This is a genomic window from Pseudomonas sp. SWRI154 (assembly GCF_014268645.1).
Classification (GTDB): Bacteria; Pseudomonadota; Gammaproteobacteria; order Pseudomonadales; family Pseudomonadaceae; genus Aquipseudomonas; species Aquipseudomonas marvdashtae.
On record NZ_JABWQW010000008.1, the window covers coordinates 24,627 to 41,039 of the forward strand.

The following is a 16,413-nucleotide window of genomic DNA, read 5'->3' on the forward strand; positions in this document are numbered from 1 at the left end:
GGGGTGTCGAGTAGCGAAGATGAACAGCTGGCGGATTTGAAGGACTGGTGGACGCGCAACGGCAAGCCACTGCTCACTGGCGGCCTGCTGGCGCTGGTCATCGTGTTCGGCTGGCAGGCCTACCAGAAATACCAGGGCAACCAGTCGCAAGGCGCCTCGATGCTCTATCAGCAATTGCTGGAAACCACCCTGACACCGGACGGCAAGCCTGACGCTGCCCGCGTGGCGGACCTGGCTGGCAAGCTCAACAAAGAGTTCGGCGGCACCGCCTACGCCCAGTACGGCAGCCTGTTCGTGGCCAAGGTCGCGGTAGACAGCGGCAAACTGGACGACGCGGCCACCGAGCTGAAGGCCATCGTCGACAAGCCGGCCAACCCGACCCTGGGCGAAGTGGCGCGTCAGCGTCTGGCACAGGTGCTGGCGGCGCAGAACAAGGTTGAAGACGCCTTGAAGCTGCTCGACGGCGACGCCGACAAGGCGTTCCTGGCGACTCGCGAAGAACTCAAGGGCGACCTGCTGGTACAGCTGGGCCGCGCTGATGAGGCCCATGCGGCCTACCAAAAAGCCAAGGCTGCGCTGTCGGATGAAGCCGCGGTCGGTGGCCTGCAAATCAAGCTGGACGACCTGGCTAAAGGGGATGCGTGACGTGATCCGTTGGAAACATGCAGCATTGCTGGCCCTGGCCATTCTGGCCGCGGGTTGCAGCAGCAACAGCAAGAAAGAACTGCCTCCAGCCGAACTGACCGACTTCAAAGAAGAAGTCGTGCTGCAGAAGCAATGGAGCCGTTCCATCGGTGACGGCCAGGGCGAAACCTACAACATGCTGGTGCCGGCCATCGACGGCGACACCATCTATGCCGGCGACGTCACGGGCGTCGTCATGGCGATGGACCGCATGAACGGCGACGTCAAATGGGAAAAGGATCTTGAACTGCCTGTGTCCGGCGCCGTTGGCGTGGGTTACGGGCTGGTGATGATCGGCACGCTCAAGGGCGAGATTGTCGCCCTTGACGCGAGCAGCGGTGAAGAGAAATGGCGCGCCCGCGTGACCAGTGAAGTCCTCGCACCGCCTGCCACCAACGGCGACGTGGTGGTGATCCAGACCCAGGATGATCGTCTGATCGGTTTGGATGCCGCCACCGGCAACCAACGCTGGTTGTATGACAGCACCCCGGCGGTACTGACCCTGCGCGGCACCAGCGCACCGATTGTCACCAACCGCCTCGCGGTGGCTGGCTTGTCGACCGGTAAAGTCGTTGCCCTGGACATTTCCAACGGCGTGCCGCTATGGGAACAACGCGTAGCCATCCCGCAAGGTCGTTCGGAACTGGAACGCGTGGTCGACATCGACGGCGGCCTGCTGCTGTCCGGCGGCACGCTCTACGTTGCCAGCTACCAGGGCCGTGTCGCGGCATTGGACCTGGAAAGCGGCCGTGTATTGTGGCAGCGCGATGCCTCCAGCTACGCCGGTGTCGCCCAAGGCTTCGGCAGCGTCTACGTGAGCCTGTCCTCGGGCACCGTCGAAGGCGTTGACGAGCGTTCCACCACGGCATTGTGGAGCAACGATTCCCTGGCCCGCCGTCAACTGTCGGCCCCGGAAGTGTTCTCCAGTTACGTTGCAGTGGGTGACCTGGAAGGTTACCTGCACCTGCTCAGCCAGGTGGACGGTCGTTTCGTCGGCCGCGAGCGCATCGACAGCGACGGCCTGCGTGCCCGTCCGCTGGTGGTAGGCAGCATGATTTATGTGTATGGCAACAGCGGCAAACTGGAAGCCCTGACCATCAAGTAAGACTATGCTTGGGGCTAATCCCCCAAGCGGCCTTGTTCGCAAGGTTTGCAGGGCTTGCACAGACTGCCCCGAGCACCAGCCGCTGCCTCGCAGCGGCTTTTGTATTTTCTGAAATAACGAAGTGGAGAGCCGCATGGTTCCCGTAATCGCCCTGGTGGGCCGACCGAACGTCGGCAAGTCCACCTTGTTCAACCGCCTGACCAGGACTCGCGACGCCATCGTCGGCGACTTGTCCGGTCTGACCCGTGATCGCCAATACGGTGAGGCCAAGTGGCAAGGGCGTACCTATATTCTGGTCGACACCGGCGGCATCTCCGGTGATGAACATGGCATGGACGAAAAAATGGCCGAGCAGTCGCTGCTCGCCATCGAAGAAGCCGATGTGGTGCTGTTCCTGGTAGACGCCAAGGCCGGTTTTACCGCCGCCGACCAGATGATCGCCGAGCATTTGCGCAAACGTAACAAGCGCTCCTACGTGGTTGCCAACAAGGTCGACAACATCGACCCGGACATGGCTCGCGCCGAGTTCGCGCCATTGGGCATGGGCCAGGCGATCCCGATCGCCGGCGCCCACGGCCGTGGCATCACCCAGATGCTGGAAATCGCCCTGGCTGATTTCCCCAAGGACGACGCAGACGAGCCGGAAGAGGGCGAAGAAGAGATCGTCGCCGAGGGCGAGGAAGCCAAGCGCATTCCGGGCCCGAGCGAAAAAGACGGGATCAAGATCGCCATCATCGGTCGCCCGAACGTCGGCAAGTCGACCCTGGTCAACCGCATGCTCGGCGAAGACCGGGTCATCGTCTACGACCAGCCCGGCACCACCCGTGACAGCATCTACATTCCCTTCGAGCGTAACGAAGAGAAATACACGCTGATCGACACCGCCGGTGTGCGCAAGCGCGGCAAGATCCACGAAGAAGTCGAAAAATTCTCCGTGGTCAAGACCTTGCAGGCGATCAAAGACGCCAACGTGGTGATCTTCGTGATGGACGCCCGCGAAGGCGTGGTCGATCACGACTTGAACCTGCTGGGCTTTGCCCTGGAAGCCGGTCGTGCGTTGGTCATCGCGATCAACAAGTGGGACGGCATGACGCCGAGCGAGCGCGACTACGTGAAGGTCGAATTGCAGCGACGGCTGTTCTTCGTCGACTTCGCTGACATCCACTTCATCTCGGCCCTGCACGGCACCGGCGTGGGCAACCTCTACGCCTCGGTACAGAACTCGTTCAAGTCGGCGGTCACTCGCTGGCCGACCAACCGCCTGACCCAGATCCTCGAGGATGCGGTGGGCGAGCACGCGCCACCGATGGTCAACAACCGTCGGATCAAGTTGCGTTATGCCCACTTGGGTGGTGCCAACCCGCCGATCATCGTGATTCACGGTAACCAGATCGAAAAGGTGCCGAAGTCGTACGTTCGCTACCTGGAGAATACCTATCGCCGCGTCCTGAAGCTGGTCGGCACGCCGATCCGCATCGAGTTCAAGGGCGGCGAGAACCCGTACGAAGGCAATAAGAACACGCTCACCGACCGCCAGGTCAACAAGAAACGCCGCTTGATGTCGCACCACAAAAAGGCCGACAAGAAGCGCCGCGATAAGAAATAGAAACAGCGGCAGGTTTCAAGCTACAAGCTGCAAGTTTGGTGCGCATCAGCTTGTAGCTTGTAGCTTGTGGCTCGCAGAAGGCGCGTCCAATGATCACCAGCAAGTTGCCGAATGTCGGCATCACGATTTTCACCCAGATGTCCCAGCTCGCCGCGCAGACCGGCGCGCTCAATCTGTCCCAGGGGTTTCCCGATTTCGATGGTCCGCAGGCCCTGCGCGATGCGGTCGGCCGGCATATCGCCCAAGGCCATAACCAATACTCGCCGATGACTGGCCTGCCAGCGCTGCGCCAGCAGATCGCGGCAAAGATCGCCCGCAGTTATGGCGCCAACGTCGATGCCGATCAGGAGGTCACTGTGACCCCCGGCGCGACCCAGGCGATTTTCTGCGCCATCGCGGCAGTGGTTCACAGCGGCGACGAGGTGATTGTCTTCGACCCTAGCTACGACAGCTACGAGCCAGCCGTGCAACTGGCCGGCGGACGTTGCGTGCATGTTCAGTTGGGCCTCGACGACTTTGCCATCGACTTCGAGAAGCTCGGCGAGGCCCTGAGCCCGCGTACGCGCATGATCATCCTCAATACCCCGCACAACCCCAGCGGCGCCTTGATCAGCCGCGCCGAGCTGGACCAGTTGGCGGCGCTGGTTCGCGACCGCGACATTTACCTGATCAGCGATGAGGTCTATGAACATCTGGTGTTCGACGGTGTACCCCACGCCAGCATCCTCGCCCACGAAGAGCTGTATCGCCGCGCTTTCGTGGTCAGTTCGTTCGGCAAGACCTATCACGTCACCGGCTGGAAAACTGGCTACGTGGTTGCGCCAGCGGCGCTGACAGCTGAGCTGCGCAAGGTGCACCAGTACGTCAGCTTTTGCGGCGTGACGCCGTTGCAGTACGCGTTGGCCGACTTCATGGCCGAACATCCGGAACACGTCGACGAACTGCCGGACTTCTATCAGGCCAAGCGCGACTTGTTCTGCGATCTGCTGGCACCGTCGCGCTTCAACTTCAAGCGGGTCGCCGGCACCTATTTTCAACTGGTGGATTATTCGCAGATTCGCCCGGACCTGAATGACGTCGACATGGCCGTCTGGATGACCCGCGAACACGGCGTGGCGACCATTCCGATCTCGGTCTTCTACCAAAAACCGCCCCAAGGCCAGCGCCTGGTGCGCCTGTGCTTTGCCAAACGCGAGGAGACGCTGCGCGAGGCGGCGGAGAAACTATGCGTGATTTGAGTGCATTACCGGACCTGAACATCGCCTTGATCCAGACCACCTTGGCCTGGCACGACCGCCAGGCGAACCTGGAGCATTTCGAGGCGCTGCTCGAGCAGGCGCGCGGGGCGGACCTCATCATCCTGCCGGAAATGTTCACCACCGGATTCTCTATGGAATCCGAAACCCTGGCGGAGCCTGAGAGCGGCCCCGCCAGCCAATGGCTCAAGGTCCAGGCGGCGAAGCTGGACGCGGTGGTCACCGGCAGCGTGATCGTCCGGGCCGGCGATGGCAGCCATCGCAATCGCTTGCTGTGGGCGCGACCGGACGGCGAAGTGCTGCATTACGACAAGCGCCATCTGTTCCGCATGGCGGGTGAACACAATCACTACACACCGGGCGAGCGCCAAGTACTGTTCGAACTCAAGGGCTGGCGGATCCGGCCGTTGATTTGCTACGACCTGCGTTTCCCGGTCTGGAGCCGCGACGCCGAGGACACCGACCTGTTGCTGTACACCGCCAACTGGCCGGGCGCCCGGCGTCAGCACTGGAACCGGCTGTTGCCGGCACGGGCCATTGAAAACCTCTGCTATGTGGCGGCGGTGAACCGTGTCGGCACCGATGGCAAGGGTTTCGCCTACACCGGCGACAGCCAGGTACTGGACTTCCAGGGCGAGACACTCCTCAGCGCCGGCGAGGCCGACGGCGTATTCACTGTTCGTCTGGGCGCGGCGGATCTGGCGGCTTACCGCACACGGTTCCCGGCGAACCTGGACGCTGATCGCTTCGAATTCGTATATTGAACGATTCAGCCCTTAAGGAACGCTGTTGCAGGCCGATAACGGGTCAGCCAAGGAGGAGTCCCCATGACCAGTATCAGCGCAACGACCGTAAACCCTTATCCGCTGTCGGCCCCCAAAGTGTCCATTCGCGGGGCTGAAGAAGAAAAAGTGGTCAGTCCAGTAGCACCGACTGATAGCGCGGAAGAAAAAGACAAGAAGTTGGAAGTCGACACCAGTGGCGCGAACATTGCCGGCGTTGGTGGCAGCAATGGCAGTAACGTCATCGAACAGCTGAAGAAGCAGATCGAGCGGACCGAGAAGTTGCTCGCCGACCAGCAAGCCCAGTTGGCCCGTGTGCAGAAAAGCCAGGCCAACCAGGAGCAGAAAGCTCAGGAGGCCATGGCGATCCAGACCCAGATCATGGCGACCCAGGCGACTTTGCAGACCTTGCAGGCTGCGCTTTTGCAGGCGATGACCGTTTCGATCGATACCCATGCCTGATAATTGTATGGCCTGACAGCCAACCAGAAATCAAGCAAACAAAAGGCCCCGGGGTTCACACCGCGGGGCCTTTCTGTTCTTCAACGACCGATCAGGCCGCCTTGGCTTCCGGCTGGCTCAGCGAGCGGTTCAGCGCACTGAACAGCGCCTTGAAGCTTGCCGTGGTGATGTTTTCATCGATGCCGACGCCATGCACCGCGCGTTCACCGTTGACTCGCAGTTCGATGTACGCCGCGGCCTTGGCGTTGGTGCCGGCGCCGATGGCGTGTTCGTTGTAGTCCATGATTTCCACCGGGATCGGCAGTCCGGCCACCAGGGCCTCCAGCGCGCCGTTGCCCTTGCCGCGCCAGTGCAGGTTGGTCTCGCCCTGGCCCTTGCTCGCCACTTCCACTTCCACGGCGCTGTTGCCGTTTTCTTCTTGCAGGCGATGGCTGACCAGCGCGTACGGGGTGTTGGCTTGCAGGTATTCACGCTGCAGCAGGGCGTGGATCTGCTGGGCGGTCATTTCCAGGCCCAGGCGGTCGGTTTCACGCTGCACCACTTGGCTGAACTCGATCTGCATGCGACGCGGCAGGCTGATGCCATATTCCTGTTCCAGCAGGTAGGCGATGCCGCCTTTGCCCGACTGGCTGTTCACGCGGATCACCGCTTCGTAGCTGCGACCGATGTCGGCCGGGTCGATCGGCAGGTACGGCACTTCCCACAGGGTGTCCGGTTTCTGCTGGGCGAAGCCCTTGCGAATCGCGTCCTGGTGCGAGCCGGAGAACGCGGTGTGGACCAGGTCGCCAACGTACGGATGGCGAGGGTGAACCGGGATCTGGTTGCATTCCTCGACCACCTTGCGCACGCCATCGATGTCGGAGAAGTCCAGCTCAGGGTCGATGCCCTGGGTGTAGAGGTTCAGTGCCACGGTCACCAGGTCGACGTTGCCGGTGCGTTCGCCGTTGCCGAACAGGCAGCCTTCGACACGGTCGGCGCCGGCCATCAGGCCCAGCTCGGTGGCAGCTACGCCGGTGCCACGGTCGTTGTGGGTGTGCAGGCTGATGAGCACGCTGTCACGACGGCTGATGTTGCGGTGGAACCACTCGATCTGGTCGGCATAGATGTTCGGGGTGGCGACTTCCACGGTGGCCGGCAGGTTGAGGATCACCTTGCGCTCGGGCGTCGGGTTCCACACTTCGATCACGGCGTCGCAAACTTCCTTGGCGAACTCCAGCTCGGTGGCGCTGAAGGTTTCCGGCGAGTACTCGAATTGCCATTGGGTTTCCGGCTGCTGGGCGGCATATTTGACGAACAGCTTGGCCGCGTTCACGGCGATTTCCTTCACGCCTTCCTTGTCCTGGTTGAACACGATGCGGCGGAACGACGGACAGGTGGCGTTGTACAGGTGGACGATGGCTTTTTTCGCCCCGCGCAGGGATTCGAAGGTCCGGGCGATCAGGTCTTCACGGGCCTGGGTCAGCACCTGGATGGTGGTGTCGTCCGGGATGTGGCCTTCTTCGATGAGGGTGCGCACGAAGTCGAAGTCGGTCTGCGACGCGGCTGGGAACGAAGCCTCGATTTCCTTGACGCCTACCGCCACCAGGGTTTTCCAGAAGCGCAGCTTCTTCGCAGCGTCCATCGGCTCGATCAGCGACTGGTTGCCATCGCGCAGGTCGGAGCTGCACCAGATCGGCGCGACGGTGATCGTCTTCGACGGCCAGGTGCGATCCGGCAGGTTGATGGTCGGGAAGGCGCGGTATTTCGAAGACGGGTCTTTGAGCATGCTCATGGGCGGAATCCTTATTGTCGTGGCCGGAAAAAGGCGGCCTGCCGGTGGTTCGAATGGGGTGGTTTGTCAGCCGGGACGAGGTGCTGCGATTCACCCCGGCAGTCGTGCGCTGACGAGGCACAGGCTGCGGTGCTGGCGAAGCTGAATGAGGGTATGAGAGGTTTTCATGCCCTCAACCCTAACCGCGTGGACGGGGGATCGCAAGCAGTCGGAAAAAATTAGGATAAGTTCTGTTTTTAGGTGGATGCGCGAGATTTAATCGCGCCTTCTAGCAATATTTATCTCAGCAATTGCGTCGATATTTGCAGCTCGGCAATTGCTGGTCGGCGGTGTCAGGGCTGGAATGCTCCGATGAAAATCGCCGGGTCCACCCGCGCATCGTTCAGGCTGATGTTCCAATGCATGTGCGGCCCGGTCGCCCGGCCCGTGGCGCCGACCTTGCCCACCACTGTGCCCCGTGCCAATTGCTGGCCAACCTTCACGTCGATTTTCGACATGTGGCAGAACATGCTGATGAAGCCCTGGCCATGGTCGACGAACACCGTGTTGCCATTGAAAAAGTAGTTGCCCGTGAGGATGACCTTGCCGGCGGCCGGCGTCTTGATCGGCGTGCCGGCTGGTACGGCGAAATCCAGGCCGGAATGCGGGTTGCGTTCCTCGCCGTTGAAGAACCGGCGCACGCCAAACTTGCTCGACAGCGGGCCATTGACCGGTTTGTCCAGCAACAGGTTGCTGGGAATGTTCGGGCTGAAGCTACGGTAGGCCTTCAGTTGGACCGCGAGCTCGGCGTTGATCCGCGCAAGGTCCGCCGGGTCCGGATTCACCTGGCGTTTGTTCTTCAGCGTGATGTGCTGCTCGGGGTACTTCTTGTAGCCGACTACGAATGGCTGGGTGGTGCCGCCACTGCTGATTTGTTGGGTACCGGGCTGGACCGTCAGTGGAATGCCGACGATTGCCAGCCAGTTTTGCTGCTCCTTGAGCACCAGCACCGGTTTGCCCTGGTACGTGGCTTTCGGCGCCTGGGCCGCGGCGCCCAAATCGACCACGGCAACGCCGCCGGGCACCGGTTTGTTCAGCAGGCGGGTGATGTAGCTGTCGGCATGGGCGTTGAAGGGCAGGCACAGCAAGAGCAGTGGGGCGAGAAATCGCAGCATGAATCAATCCAGTAGAGAAAGGGTGACCGGCGTCAGGTGATTGTCTTCGACTCGCACCAGGAGCTCGCCTTCGCCGAGCTTGGCAGTCAGGCGCTGGCCGGTCTGGGTCTGTGCGGCATTGCGGACCGCATGGCCGCGCTCGTCCAACAGAATGCTGTAGCCCCGGCCAAGGGTCGCCAGAGGGCTGACGATATGCAGCGTCTGCATCTGATTCTGTAACTGCACGCGTCGGGTTTTCAGGCCTTCGCGCATGGCCCGGGGCAGGCGTTCGGCCAGGCTCTCCAGGCGATGGCGCAGCATCGCCAGTTGCCGGCCCGGATGTTGCCCGGCCAGGCGGGTTTCCAGGCGGATCAAGCGCTCGCGACGGGTATTGAGACTGCGTTCGAAGGCCCGGCGCATGCGCATGTCCAAGTCGTCGAGGCGCTGGGCTTGCTGGCGCAGGCGTTCGCCGGGATGACGCAGGCGTCGGGTCAGGCCTTCGAGGCGAAGTTGATCGCGCATCAACCGGTCGCGCATGCGCATCACCAGCCGGCGATGCAGGCTTTCAATCCGGCGAACCAGATCCCCGGCATCCGGCGCCAGCAGTTCGGCGGCGGCGGACGGTGTCGGCGCGCGCACGTCGGCGACGAAATCGCTGATGGATACGTCGGTTTCATGGCCGACGGCGCTGACGATCGGCGTGACGCAGGCGTCCACCGCGCGGGCCACCGCTTCTTCGTTGAAGCACCACAAGTCTTCCAGCGAACCGCCACCCCGGGCCAGGATCAGCGCATCGAAACCGCGGGCATCAGCCAGTTTCAGGGCGCGGACGATTTGCGCGGTGGCTTCGCGGCCTTGCACGGCGGTGGGAATCAGCGTCAGGGCAATCTGCGGCGCCCGGCGGCGGAACACGCTGATGATGTCGCGGATCACCGCGCCGGTCGGCGAACTGATGATGCCGATGCGCTGCGGGTGAGCCGGCAGCGGCACCTTGCGCTCGGCGCTGAACAGGCCCTCGGCGCTGAGTTTTTCCTTCAAGGCATCGAAGGACAGGCGCAGGGCGCCATCGCCGGCCGGCTCGACGGTGTCGAGGATCAACTGATAGTCGCCGCGACCCTCGAACAGCGAGACCTTGCCGCGTACCTTCACCGCCAACCCGTCCTTCAGCGCCTGGCGCACCCGCGCGGCATTCTGCCGGAACAGTGCGCAACGCACCTGGGCGCCGCTGTCCTTCAGCGTGAAGTACACGTGCCCAGAGGCGGGCCGGGCGAGGTTGGAGATTTCGCCCTCGACCCAGATGCTGCTGAACACGTCTTCGAGCAGCACCCGCGCGCGGCCGTTGAGCTGGCTGACAGTCAGGACCTCGCGGTCCAGGCCCAGTCGGGCAAAGGGATCTTTAATCATGGGCGGCATGATAAGGGGATTCGTAGGTGAATCTCCATGAGCGCAGACATTTCGATTCCATTAGCTCCATTGCGGACAGGTCCGCCAGCATAAATGCTGGATATGCCGCGACACATCTGGCTAAAGTCGCCGCTTTCGTCCTCAGGGAAGTGCCGGATGGAGCTTTTGTCATGGCTGGGCCAGTGGGCATTCGCACCGATGCAGTGGCTGGTGATCGGGCTGGCGATCATCCTGGCCTACATTGTTTTCGGTATCGCCGGGTTTGGCACCGCATTGGTGGCCGCGCCGATCCTGCTGCTGTACATGCCGCTGTCCAAGATCGTGCCGCTGCTGGTGCTGCTGGATTTTGTCGCGGCGTTCGGCAATCTGTTGCCCTCGCGGCGAGACGTCGCCCGGCCCGAGTTGCTGCGGTTGTTGCCGTGCATGGCGGTGGGGTGCACCCTCGGGGTGATTTTCCTGCTTAACCTCAAGTCCGACCTGTTGCTGTTGTTGATGGGGCTGTTCATCAGCGCCTACGCAATCTACAACCTGTTGATAAAAACCCGGCCGGCGCAGTTGTCGGCGCTGTGGGCGCTGCCGATGGGAACGGTGGGCGGGATGTTCGGTGCGTTGTTCGGCAGTGGCGGCTTTTTATATGCCATCTACCTCAACAGCCGTTTGTCCAAGGAGGCGGCCCGGGCGACGCAGAGCGCGCTGATCAGTTGCAGCACGGTGGTGCGCTTGAGCCTGTTCATCGTCGCTGGGGTGTATGCCGAGCTACCCTTGTTGGTACTGGCGCTGTGTTTGTTGCCGGCCATGGCGCTGGGGTTGTGGGTCGGGCGTCGCTTGACCATGAAAATGTCGCGAGAGGCGTTCGTGCGCCTGGTTACCTGGCTGGTGCTCGCCAGCGGCCTTGCGTTGATTGGGCGCTACCTGAGTGCTTGACCTGGCTCGGCCAGGGATTAAGCTGCCGGCCTTCTATCAGACCCGCCAGGGAAACAGCCAGGCCTCGCCATGAATTCGCAAAGCATCATCGTCCCGAAAATTTCCACCCTCCCGGTCCACGAGCCCCGGGCCCGGGCGATCGTGCGTTGGCTGGTGCGCAAGAATATCGTCGAAGAGCAACTGACCACTTGCGGGCGCACCGGCAACCGCATGGCCCACGCCTTAGCCCCCGGTGCGCGCGATGTGGTCCTGCATCCCGACGCGCTACCGTTCGGCGAACCGGTCAACGGCCTGGAGATCATCACCAAGCGCTGCATCTATACGCCGGCCAAGGGTTTTCTTGAGGAGGCCGGTTGTGCCGAGTGTCGCAAGGAGATCGGCGAAGCGTTGTTCGAAAGCCTGGAAGACTGGATGCCGGGGCGCACCGATAACTTCACTTGCCCTGAGTGCGGGCATGAAGATGACATCAATGGTTTCCTGTTCCTGCAACCCTGCGCTTTTTCAAACCTGGGTTTCATCTTCAATAACTGGCTGGAGGCGGGGTTCAGGCAGGAATTTATCGATGAGTTCGCCGATTGGCTGGATCAGCCGGTGAGTTGGGTGAAGGTGGAGTTGTAGCGAGGAACACATCCTGTGGTGAGGAGTACACAACTCCTGTGGCGAGGGAGCTTGCTCCCGCTGGGCTGCGAAGCGGCCCCAAGATGTCTGCGGTCGCTGCGCAACCGAGCGGGAGCAAGCTCCCTCGCCACGGGTTCGGTGTATGGCCGCAATGCAGTGATTTAGCCCCTCAATCACCCCGCCAATAATAGACAGAGTTTTACATTGAGCCAGACGGGGTGCATGAGTATAATGGCGCGCTTCCATTTTCCCGCTCGGGAGCCCCCGCGATGCTGCGTATCAGCCAAGAAGCTCTGACCTTCGACGACATTCTCCTAGTGCCCGGTTATTCCGAGGTACTGCCTAACGAAGTCAGTCTCAAAACCCGTCTCACCCGTGGCATCGAACTGAATATCCCCCTGGTTTCCGCCGCCATGGACACCGTGACCGAAGCCCGTCTGGCCATTGCCATGGCCCAGGAAGGCGGTATCGGTATCATCCACAAGAACATGACCATCGAACAGCAGGCCGCCGAAGTGCGCAAGGTCAAGCGGTTCGAGGCTGGCGTGGTCAAGGACCCGATCACCATCGAGGCTGACGCCACGGTTCGTGATCTGTTCGAACTGACCCGCATGCACAACATTTCCGGCGTTCCGGTGCTGCACGATGGCGACCTGGTCGGCATCGTCACCTCCCGCGACGTGCGTTTCGAGAATCGCCTGGATGCCACCGTCCGTCAGGTGATGACGCCTAAAGAGCGCCTGGTCACGGTCAAGGAAGGCATCGGCAAGGACGAAGTTCGCGAGTTGCTGCACAAGCACCGCATCGAACGCGTGCTGATCGTCGACGACAAGTTCGCCCTCAAGGGCATGATGACCGTCAATGACATCGAAAAAGCCAAGGCCTACCCCCTGGCCAGCAAGGACGACCAAGGTCGCCTGCGCGTCGGCGCGGCGGTCGGCACCGGCAAGGACACCGGTGACCGTGTCGCCGCCCTGGTCAATGCCGGCGTTGACGTGGTGGTGGTCGACACCGCCCACGGTCACTCCAAAGGCGTGATCGACCGCGTGCGCTGGGTCAAGCAGAACTTCCCGGACGTGCAGGTGATCGGCGGCAACATCGCCACCGGCGAAGCCGCCAAGGCCCTGGCCGAAGCCGGCGCCGACGCGGTCAAGGTCGGTATCGGCCCTGGCTCGATTTGCACCACCCGCATCGTTGCTGGTGTCGGCGTGCCGCAGATCAGCGCCATCGCCAACGTTGCCGCCGCCCTTGAAGGCACTGGCGTGCCGTTGATCGCCGACGGCGGCATCCGTTTCTCCGGTGACCTGTCCAAGGCCATCGTTGCCGGTGCCTACTGCGTGATGATGGGATCGATGTTCGCCGGTACCGAAGAAGCACCCGGCGAGATCGAACTGTTCCAGGGCCGCAGCTACAAGGCTTATCGCGGCATGGGTTCGCTGGGCGCGATGTCCCAGGCCCAGGGCTCTTCCGACCGGTACTTCCAGGACTCCTCCGCGGGTGCCGAGAAGCTGGTGCCGGAAGGCATCGAAGGTCGCGTGCCGTACAAAGGCACCCTCAGCGCGATCATCCATCAACTGATGGGCGGCCTGCGTTCTTCCATGGGTTATACCGGCAGCGCTGACATCGAAGAGATGCGCACCAAGCCGGAATTCGTGCGCATCACCGGCGCCGGCATGGCCGAGTCCCATGTCCACGACGTGCAGATCACCAAGGAAGCGCCGAACTATCGGGTCGGCTGACGCCGACAGCTTTGAGCCACAAGCTATAAGTTACAAGCGGTGGTTGCGCTGCAGCAGCCACCGCGTATTGCCCGATCAACTTGCAGCTTGCGGCTTGCGGCTTGCAACTGCTCTTCAGAGTTTCTCCCATGGCCCTCGACATTCACGCTCACCGCATCCTGATCCTCGACTTCGGTTCCCAGTACACCCAACTGATCGCCCGCCGCGTGCGTGAGATCGGCGTGTACTGCGAACTGCATCCGTTCGACATGGATGACGAAGCGATTCGCGAATTCGCTCCCAAAGGCGTCATCCTCGCCGGCGGCCCCGAGTCCGTGCACGAAGCCGACAGCCCGCGCTGCCCGCAAGCCGTGTTTGACCTTGGCGTGCCGGTCTTCGGCATCTGCTACGGCATGCAGACCATGGCCGAGCAACTGGGCGGCAAGGTCGAAGGTTCGGACCTGCGTGAGTTCGGTTATGCCCGCGTCGACGTCGTCGGCAAGAGTCGCCTGCTCGACGGCATCGAAGACCATATCGACGCCGATGGCCTGTTCGGCCTCGACGTGTGGATGAGCCACGGTGACAAAGTCACCAAGATGCCGGAAGACTTCCACATCCTGGCCAGCACCCCGAGCTGCCCGATCGCTGGCATGTTCAACGACGATCGCCGCTACTACGGCGTGCAGTTCCACCCGGAAGTGACCCACACCAAGCAGGGTGGCCGCATCCTGTCGCGCTTCATCCTCGACATCTGCGGGTGCGAAGCCCTGTGGACCCCGTCGAAGATCGCCGAAGACGCCATCGCCCAGGTCCGCGCCCAGGTTGGTACCGACAACGTGCTGCTGGGCCTGTCTGGCGGCGTTGACTCGTCGGTGGTTGCCGCGCTTTTGCACAAGGCCATCGGCGATCAACTGACCTGCGTCTTCGTCGACAACGGCCTGCTGCGCCTGCACGAAGGCGAGCAAGTGATGGCCATGTTCGCCGAGAACATGGGCGTCAAGGTGATCCGCGCCAACGCCGAAGAGCAGTTCCTGAACAACCTGGCCGGCGAGTCCGACCCGGAGAAGAAACGCAAGATCATCGGCCGTACCTTCATCGATGTGTTCGATGCCGAATCCTGCAAGCTGGACAACATCAAGTACCTGGCCCAGGGCACCATCTACCCCGACGTGATCGAGTCGGCCGGCGCCAAGAGCGGCAAGGCCCACGTGATCAAGTCCCACCACAACGTCGGTGGCCTGCCGGAAGAGATGAACCTCAAGCTGGTCGAGCCGCTGCGCGAATTGTTCAAGGACGAAGTGCGTCGCCTCGGCCTGGAACTGGGCCTGCCCTACGACATGGTCTACCGCCACCCATTCCCAGGCCCGGGCCTGGGCGTGCGGATCCTCGGTGAAGTGAAGAAGGAATACGCCGACCTGCTGCGTCGCGCCGACCACATCTTCATCGAAGAACTGCGCAAGGCCGACTGGTACCACAAGGTCAGCCAGGCATTCGTGGTGTTCCAACCGGTGAAATCGGTGGGTGTGGTCGGCGATGGCCGTCGCTACGCCTGGGTCGTCGCCCTGCGCGCCGTGGAAACCATCGACTTCATGACTGCTCGCTGGGCACACCTGCCGTACGAGCTGCTGGAAACCGTTTCCGGACGGATCATCAATGAAATCGAAGGCATTTCTCGCGTGACGTACGACGTGTCGAGCAAGCCGCCGGCGACGATTGAGTGGGAATGAGCCCCACTCTGTTAGCGTAAGCAAGAAGCCCGCATTATTGCGGGCTTCTTGCATTTTTGCGTTTGGAATTTTCTGGCAGCGCCAAGCAGCTCTTTTAGGTGGTGCGGATGGGCTGCTCAATCTCTGGTTAACCGATGACGCAAGAGCACTTCGCTAGGGGCGTCAGTAATCCGCGCATTATGAGGTCGACCAAGGGCTAACCCATGGCGTTATGAGTGAGGTTGTCATATCAAAAACGAAACGCTGAGCGGTGGTGTCCTGATCTTGCGAAGATGACTCCATTATTGTATTTTGATGTCATTGAATGCGTTTCATGAGGTGTGACTATGGCAATCCTGACGGTAAGAAATGTGCCTGATGAGGTACATCGCGCCATTCGCGTTCGGGCCGCTCAGCATGGCCGTAGCGCAGAAGCAGAGGTTCGGGAAATTTTGGCTAATGCGGTGAAGCCCCATCGGCGTTTGCGTCTCGGTGATGCCCTGGCAGAGCTGGGTAAGAAAGTAGGCCTGACCAATGAAGACTTTGCAGTGCTTGGCCAGGTGCGCGACACGACCCCAGCTGAACCGATGAGGTTTGAATGATCGTCCTGGACACTAATGTCGTATCTGAGGCGATGAAGCCAACACCAGACCCAAGGGTTCGGGATTGGCTAAACGAACAAGCAGCAGACACGCTTTACCTTTCCAGCGTGAGCATTGCTGAATTGACGTTCGGAATTGCTGCACTGCCAGTCGGTAAGCGCAAAAACATGCTGGATAAGGCCTTTGAAGGCCTTCTGGGTTTGTTCGAAGGGCGAGTGTTGAACTTCGATACAGGTGCTGCACGTTGCTATGCAGGATTGGCTGTAACTGCCAGAGGCCGTGGAAGGGGGTTCCCAACACCTGATGGTTATATTGCAGCGATTGCAGCATCACGTGGGTTTATCGTGGCGTCACGTGATACCGCTCCGTATGAGGCAGTAGGTGTAACAGTCATAAATCCTTGGGAAGACAGATGAACATCTTTACCTGACAAATTTAACAAGTTAAGGCCGGACTTCGGTGTCGTCATGGTCGAGGGTCGGGATAGCGCTACGTGGCGAGCCCCTGATTTCAACCGTCCTGGACACGCTGATGATCGCGGTTTTTCAGGCGGGGACAGGTGGGGCAAGAAGGGGAGATTCCACCCGGGCCAAGAGCGACATCGACCGGGCCGTCAGGGTCACTACCTGTCCATGAGGGAGT

15 protein-coding genes are annotated in these 16,413 nt (G+C 61.4%); 12 read left to right on the forward strand and 3 right to left on the reverse strand.

The window, feature by feature from the left end; translation table 11 throughout:
• Window positions 1-3 precede the first annotated feature (3 nt).
• From HU806_RS09280 to HU806_RS09305, 6 genes are all read left to right on the forward strand, one after another.
• Window positions 4-645 (forward strand): tetratricopeptide repeat protein, encoded by a 642-nt coding sequence (locus HU806_RS09280; protein ID WP_186611097.1) that lies wholly within the window; start codon window positions 4-6, stop codon window positions 643-645.
• Window positions 638-1,789, forward strand: coding sequence for an outer membrane protein assembly factor BamB (gene bamB / locus HU806_RS09285; RefSeq protein ID WP_186611098.1), 1,152 nt, complete (start codon window positions 638-640; stop codon window positions 1,787-1,789). Before HU806_RS09280 ends, bamB begins: the two co-directional genes overlap by 8 nt.
• Before the next feature lie 133 nt (window positions 1,790-1,922).
• Window positions 1,923-3,395, forward strand: coding sequence for a ribosome biogenesis GTPase Der (der, locus tag HU806_RS09290; RefSeq protein WP_186611099.1), 1,473 nt, complete (start codon window positions 1,923-1,925; stop codon window positions 3,393-3,395).
• 89 nt (window positions 3,396-3,484) lie between these two features.
• Window positions 3,485-4,633 carry a pyridoxal phosphate-dependent aminotransferase gene (locus tag HU806_RS09295; protein ID WP_186611100.1) on the forward strand — a complete coding sequence of 383 codons (1,149 nt, stop codon included), beginning with the start codon at window positions 3,485-3,487 and terminating at the stop codon, window positions 4,631-4,633.
• Window positions 4,621-5,415 (forward strand): amidohydrolase, encoded by a 795-nt coding sequence (locus HU806_RS09300; RefSeq protein ID WP_186611101.1) that lies wholly within the window; start codon window positions 4,621-4,623, stop codon window positions 5,413-5,415. Before HU806_RS09295 ends, HU806_RS09300 begins: the two co-directional genes overlap by 13 nt.
• Before the next feature lie 63 nt (window positions 5,416-5,478).
• Window positions 5,479-5,895: a hypothetical protein gene (locus HU806_RS09305; RefSeq protein ID WP_186611102.1), complete on the forward strand. Its 417-nt coding sequence runs from the start codon at window positions 5,479-5,481 to the stop codon at window positions 5,893-5,895.
• Window positions 5,896-5,986: 91 nt separating this feature from the next.
• On the opposite strand, the gene leuA is transcribed toward HU806_RS09305, so the two are convergent.
• From leuA to xseA, 3 genes are all read right to left on the reverse strand, one after another.
• Window positions 5,987-7,666 (reverse strand): 2-isopropylmalate synthase, encoded by a 1,680-nt coding sequence (gene leuA / locus HU806_RS09310; protein ID WP_186611103.1) that lies wholly within the window; start codon window positions 7,664-7,666, stop codon window positions 5,987-5,989.
• A 332-nt stretch (window positions 7,667-7,998) separates the two neighbouring features.
• On the reverse strand, window positions 7,999-8,820 hold the full coding sequence (locus HU806_RS09315) for a M23 family metallopeptidase (protein ID WP_186611104.1): 822 nt from the start codon (window positions 8,818-8,820) through the stop codon (window positions 7,999-8,001).
• Window positions 8,821-8,823: 3 nt separating this feature from the next.
• A complete protein-coding gene (gene xseA, locus HU806_RS09320; protein WP_186611258.1) occupies window positions 8,824-10,203 on the reverse strand; it encodes an exodeoxyribonuclease VII large subunit in 1,380 nt (459 codons plus the stop codon).
• A gap of 156 nt (window positions 10,204-10,359) precedes the next feature.
• Between xseA and HU806_RS09325 the strand changes: the two genes are divergently transcribed.
• The 6 genes from HU806_RS09325 (at window position 10,360) to HU806_RS09350 (ending at window position 16,187) form a co-directional block, all read left to right on the forward strand.
• Window positions 10,360-11,127, forward strand: coding sequence for a sulfite exporter TauE/SafE family protein (locus tag HU806_RS09325; RefSeq protein WP_186611105.1), 768 nt, complete (start codon window positions 10,360-10,362; stop codon window positions 11,125-11,127).
• 69 nt (window positions 11,128-11,196) lie between these two features.
• Entirely contained in the window at window positions 11,197-11,745 is a 549-nt protein-coding gene (locus HU806_RS09330) for a sugar ABC transporter ATPase (protein WP_186611106.1), read from the forward strand.
• A gap of 269 nt (window positions 11,746-12,014) precedes the next feature.
• Window positions 12,015-13,484 carry an IMP dehydrogenase gene (guaB, locus tag HU806_RS09335; RefSeq protein WP_186611107.1) on the forward strand — a complete coding sequence of 490 codons (1,470 nt, stop codon included), beginning with the start codon at window positions 12,015-12,017 and terminating at the stop codon, window positions 13,482-13,484.
• 128 nt (window positions 13,485-13,612) lie between these two features.
• On the forward strand, window positions 13,613-15,190 hold the full coding sequence (guaA, locus tag HU806_RS09340) for a glutamine-hydrolyzing GMP synthase (RefSeq protein ID WP_072408106.1): 1,578 nt from the start codon (window positions 13,613-13,615) through the stop codon (window positions 15,188-15,190).
• 326 nt (window positions 15,191-15,516) lie between these two features.
• The gene (locus tag HU806_RS09345) at window positions 15,517-15,771 is read left to right on the forward strand and encodes a FitA-like ribbon-helix-helix domain-containing protein (RefSeq protein ID WP_186611108.1); all 255 of its coding nucleotides are present in this window, start codon (window positions 15,517-15,519) and stop codon (window positions 15,769-15,771) included.
• Window positions 15,768-16,187, forward strand: coding sequence for a type II toxin-antitoxin system VapC family toxin (locus tag HU806_RS09350; protein ID WP_186611109.1), 420 nt, complete (start codon window positions 15,768-15,770; stop codon window positions 16,185-16,187). Before HU806_RS09345 ends, HU806_RS09350 begins: the two co-directional genes overlap by 4 nt.
• The last annotated feature ends 226 nt before the right edge of the window (window positions 16,188-16,413 follow it).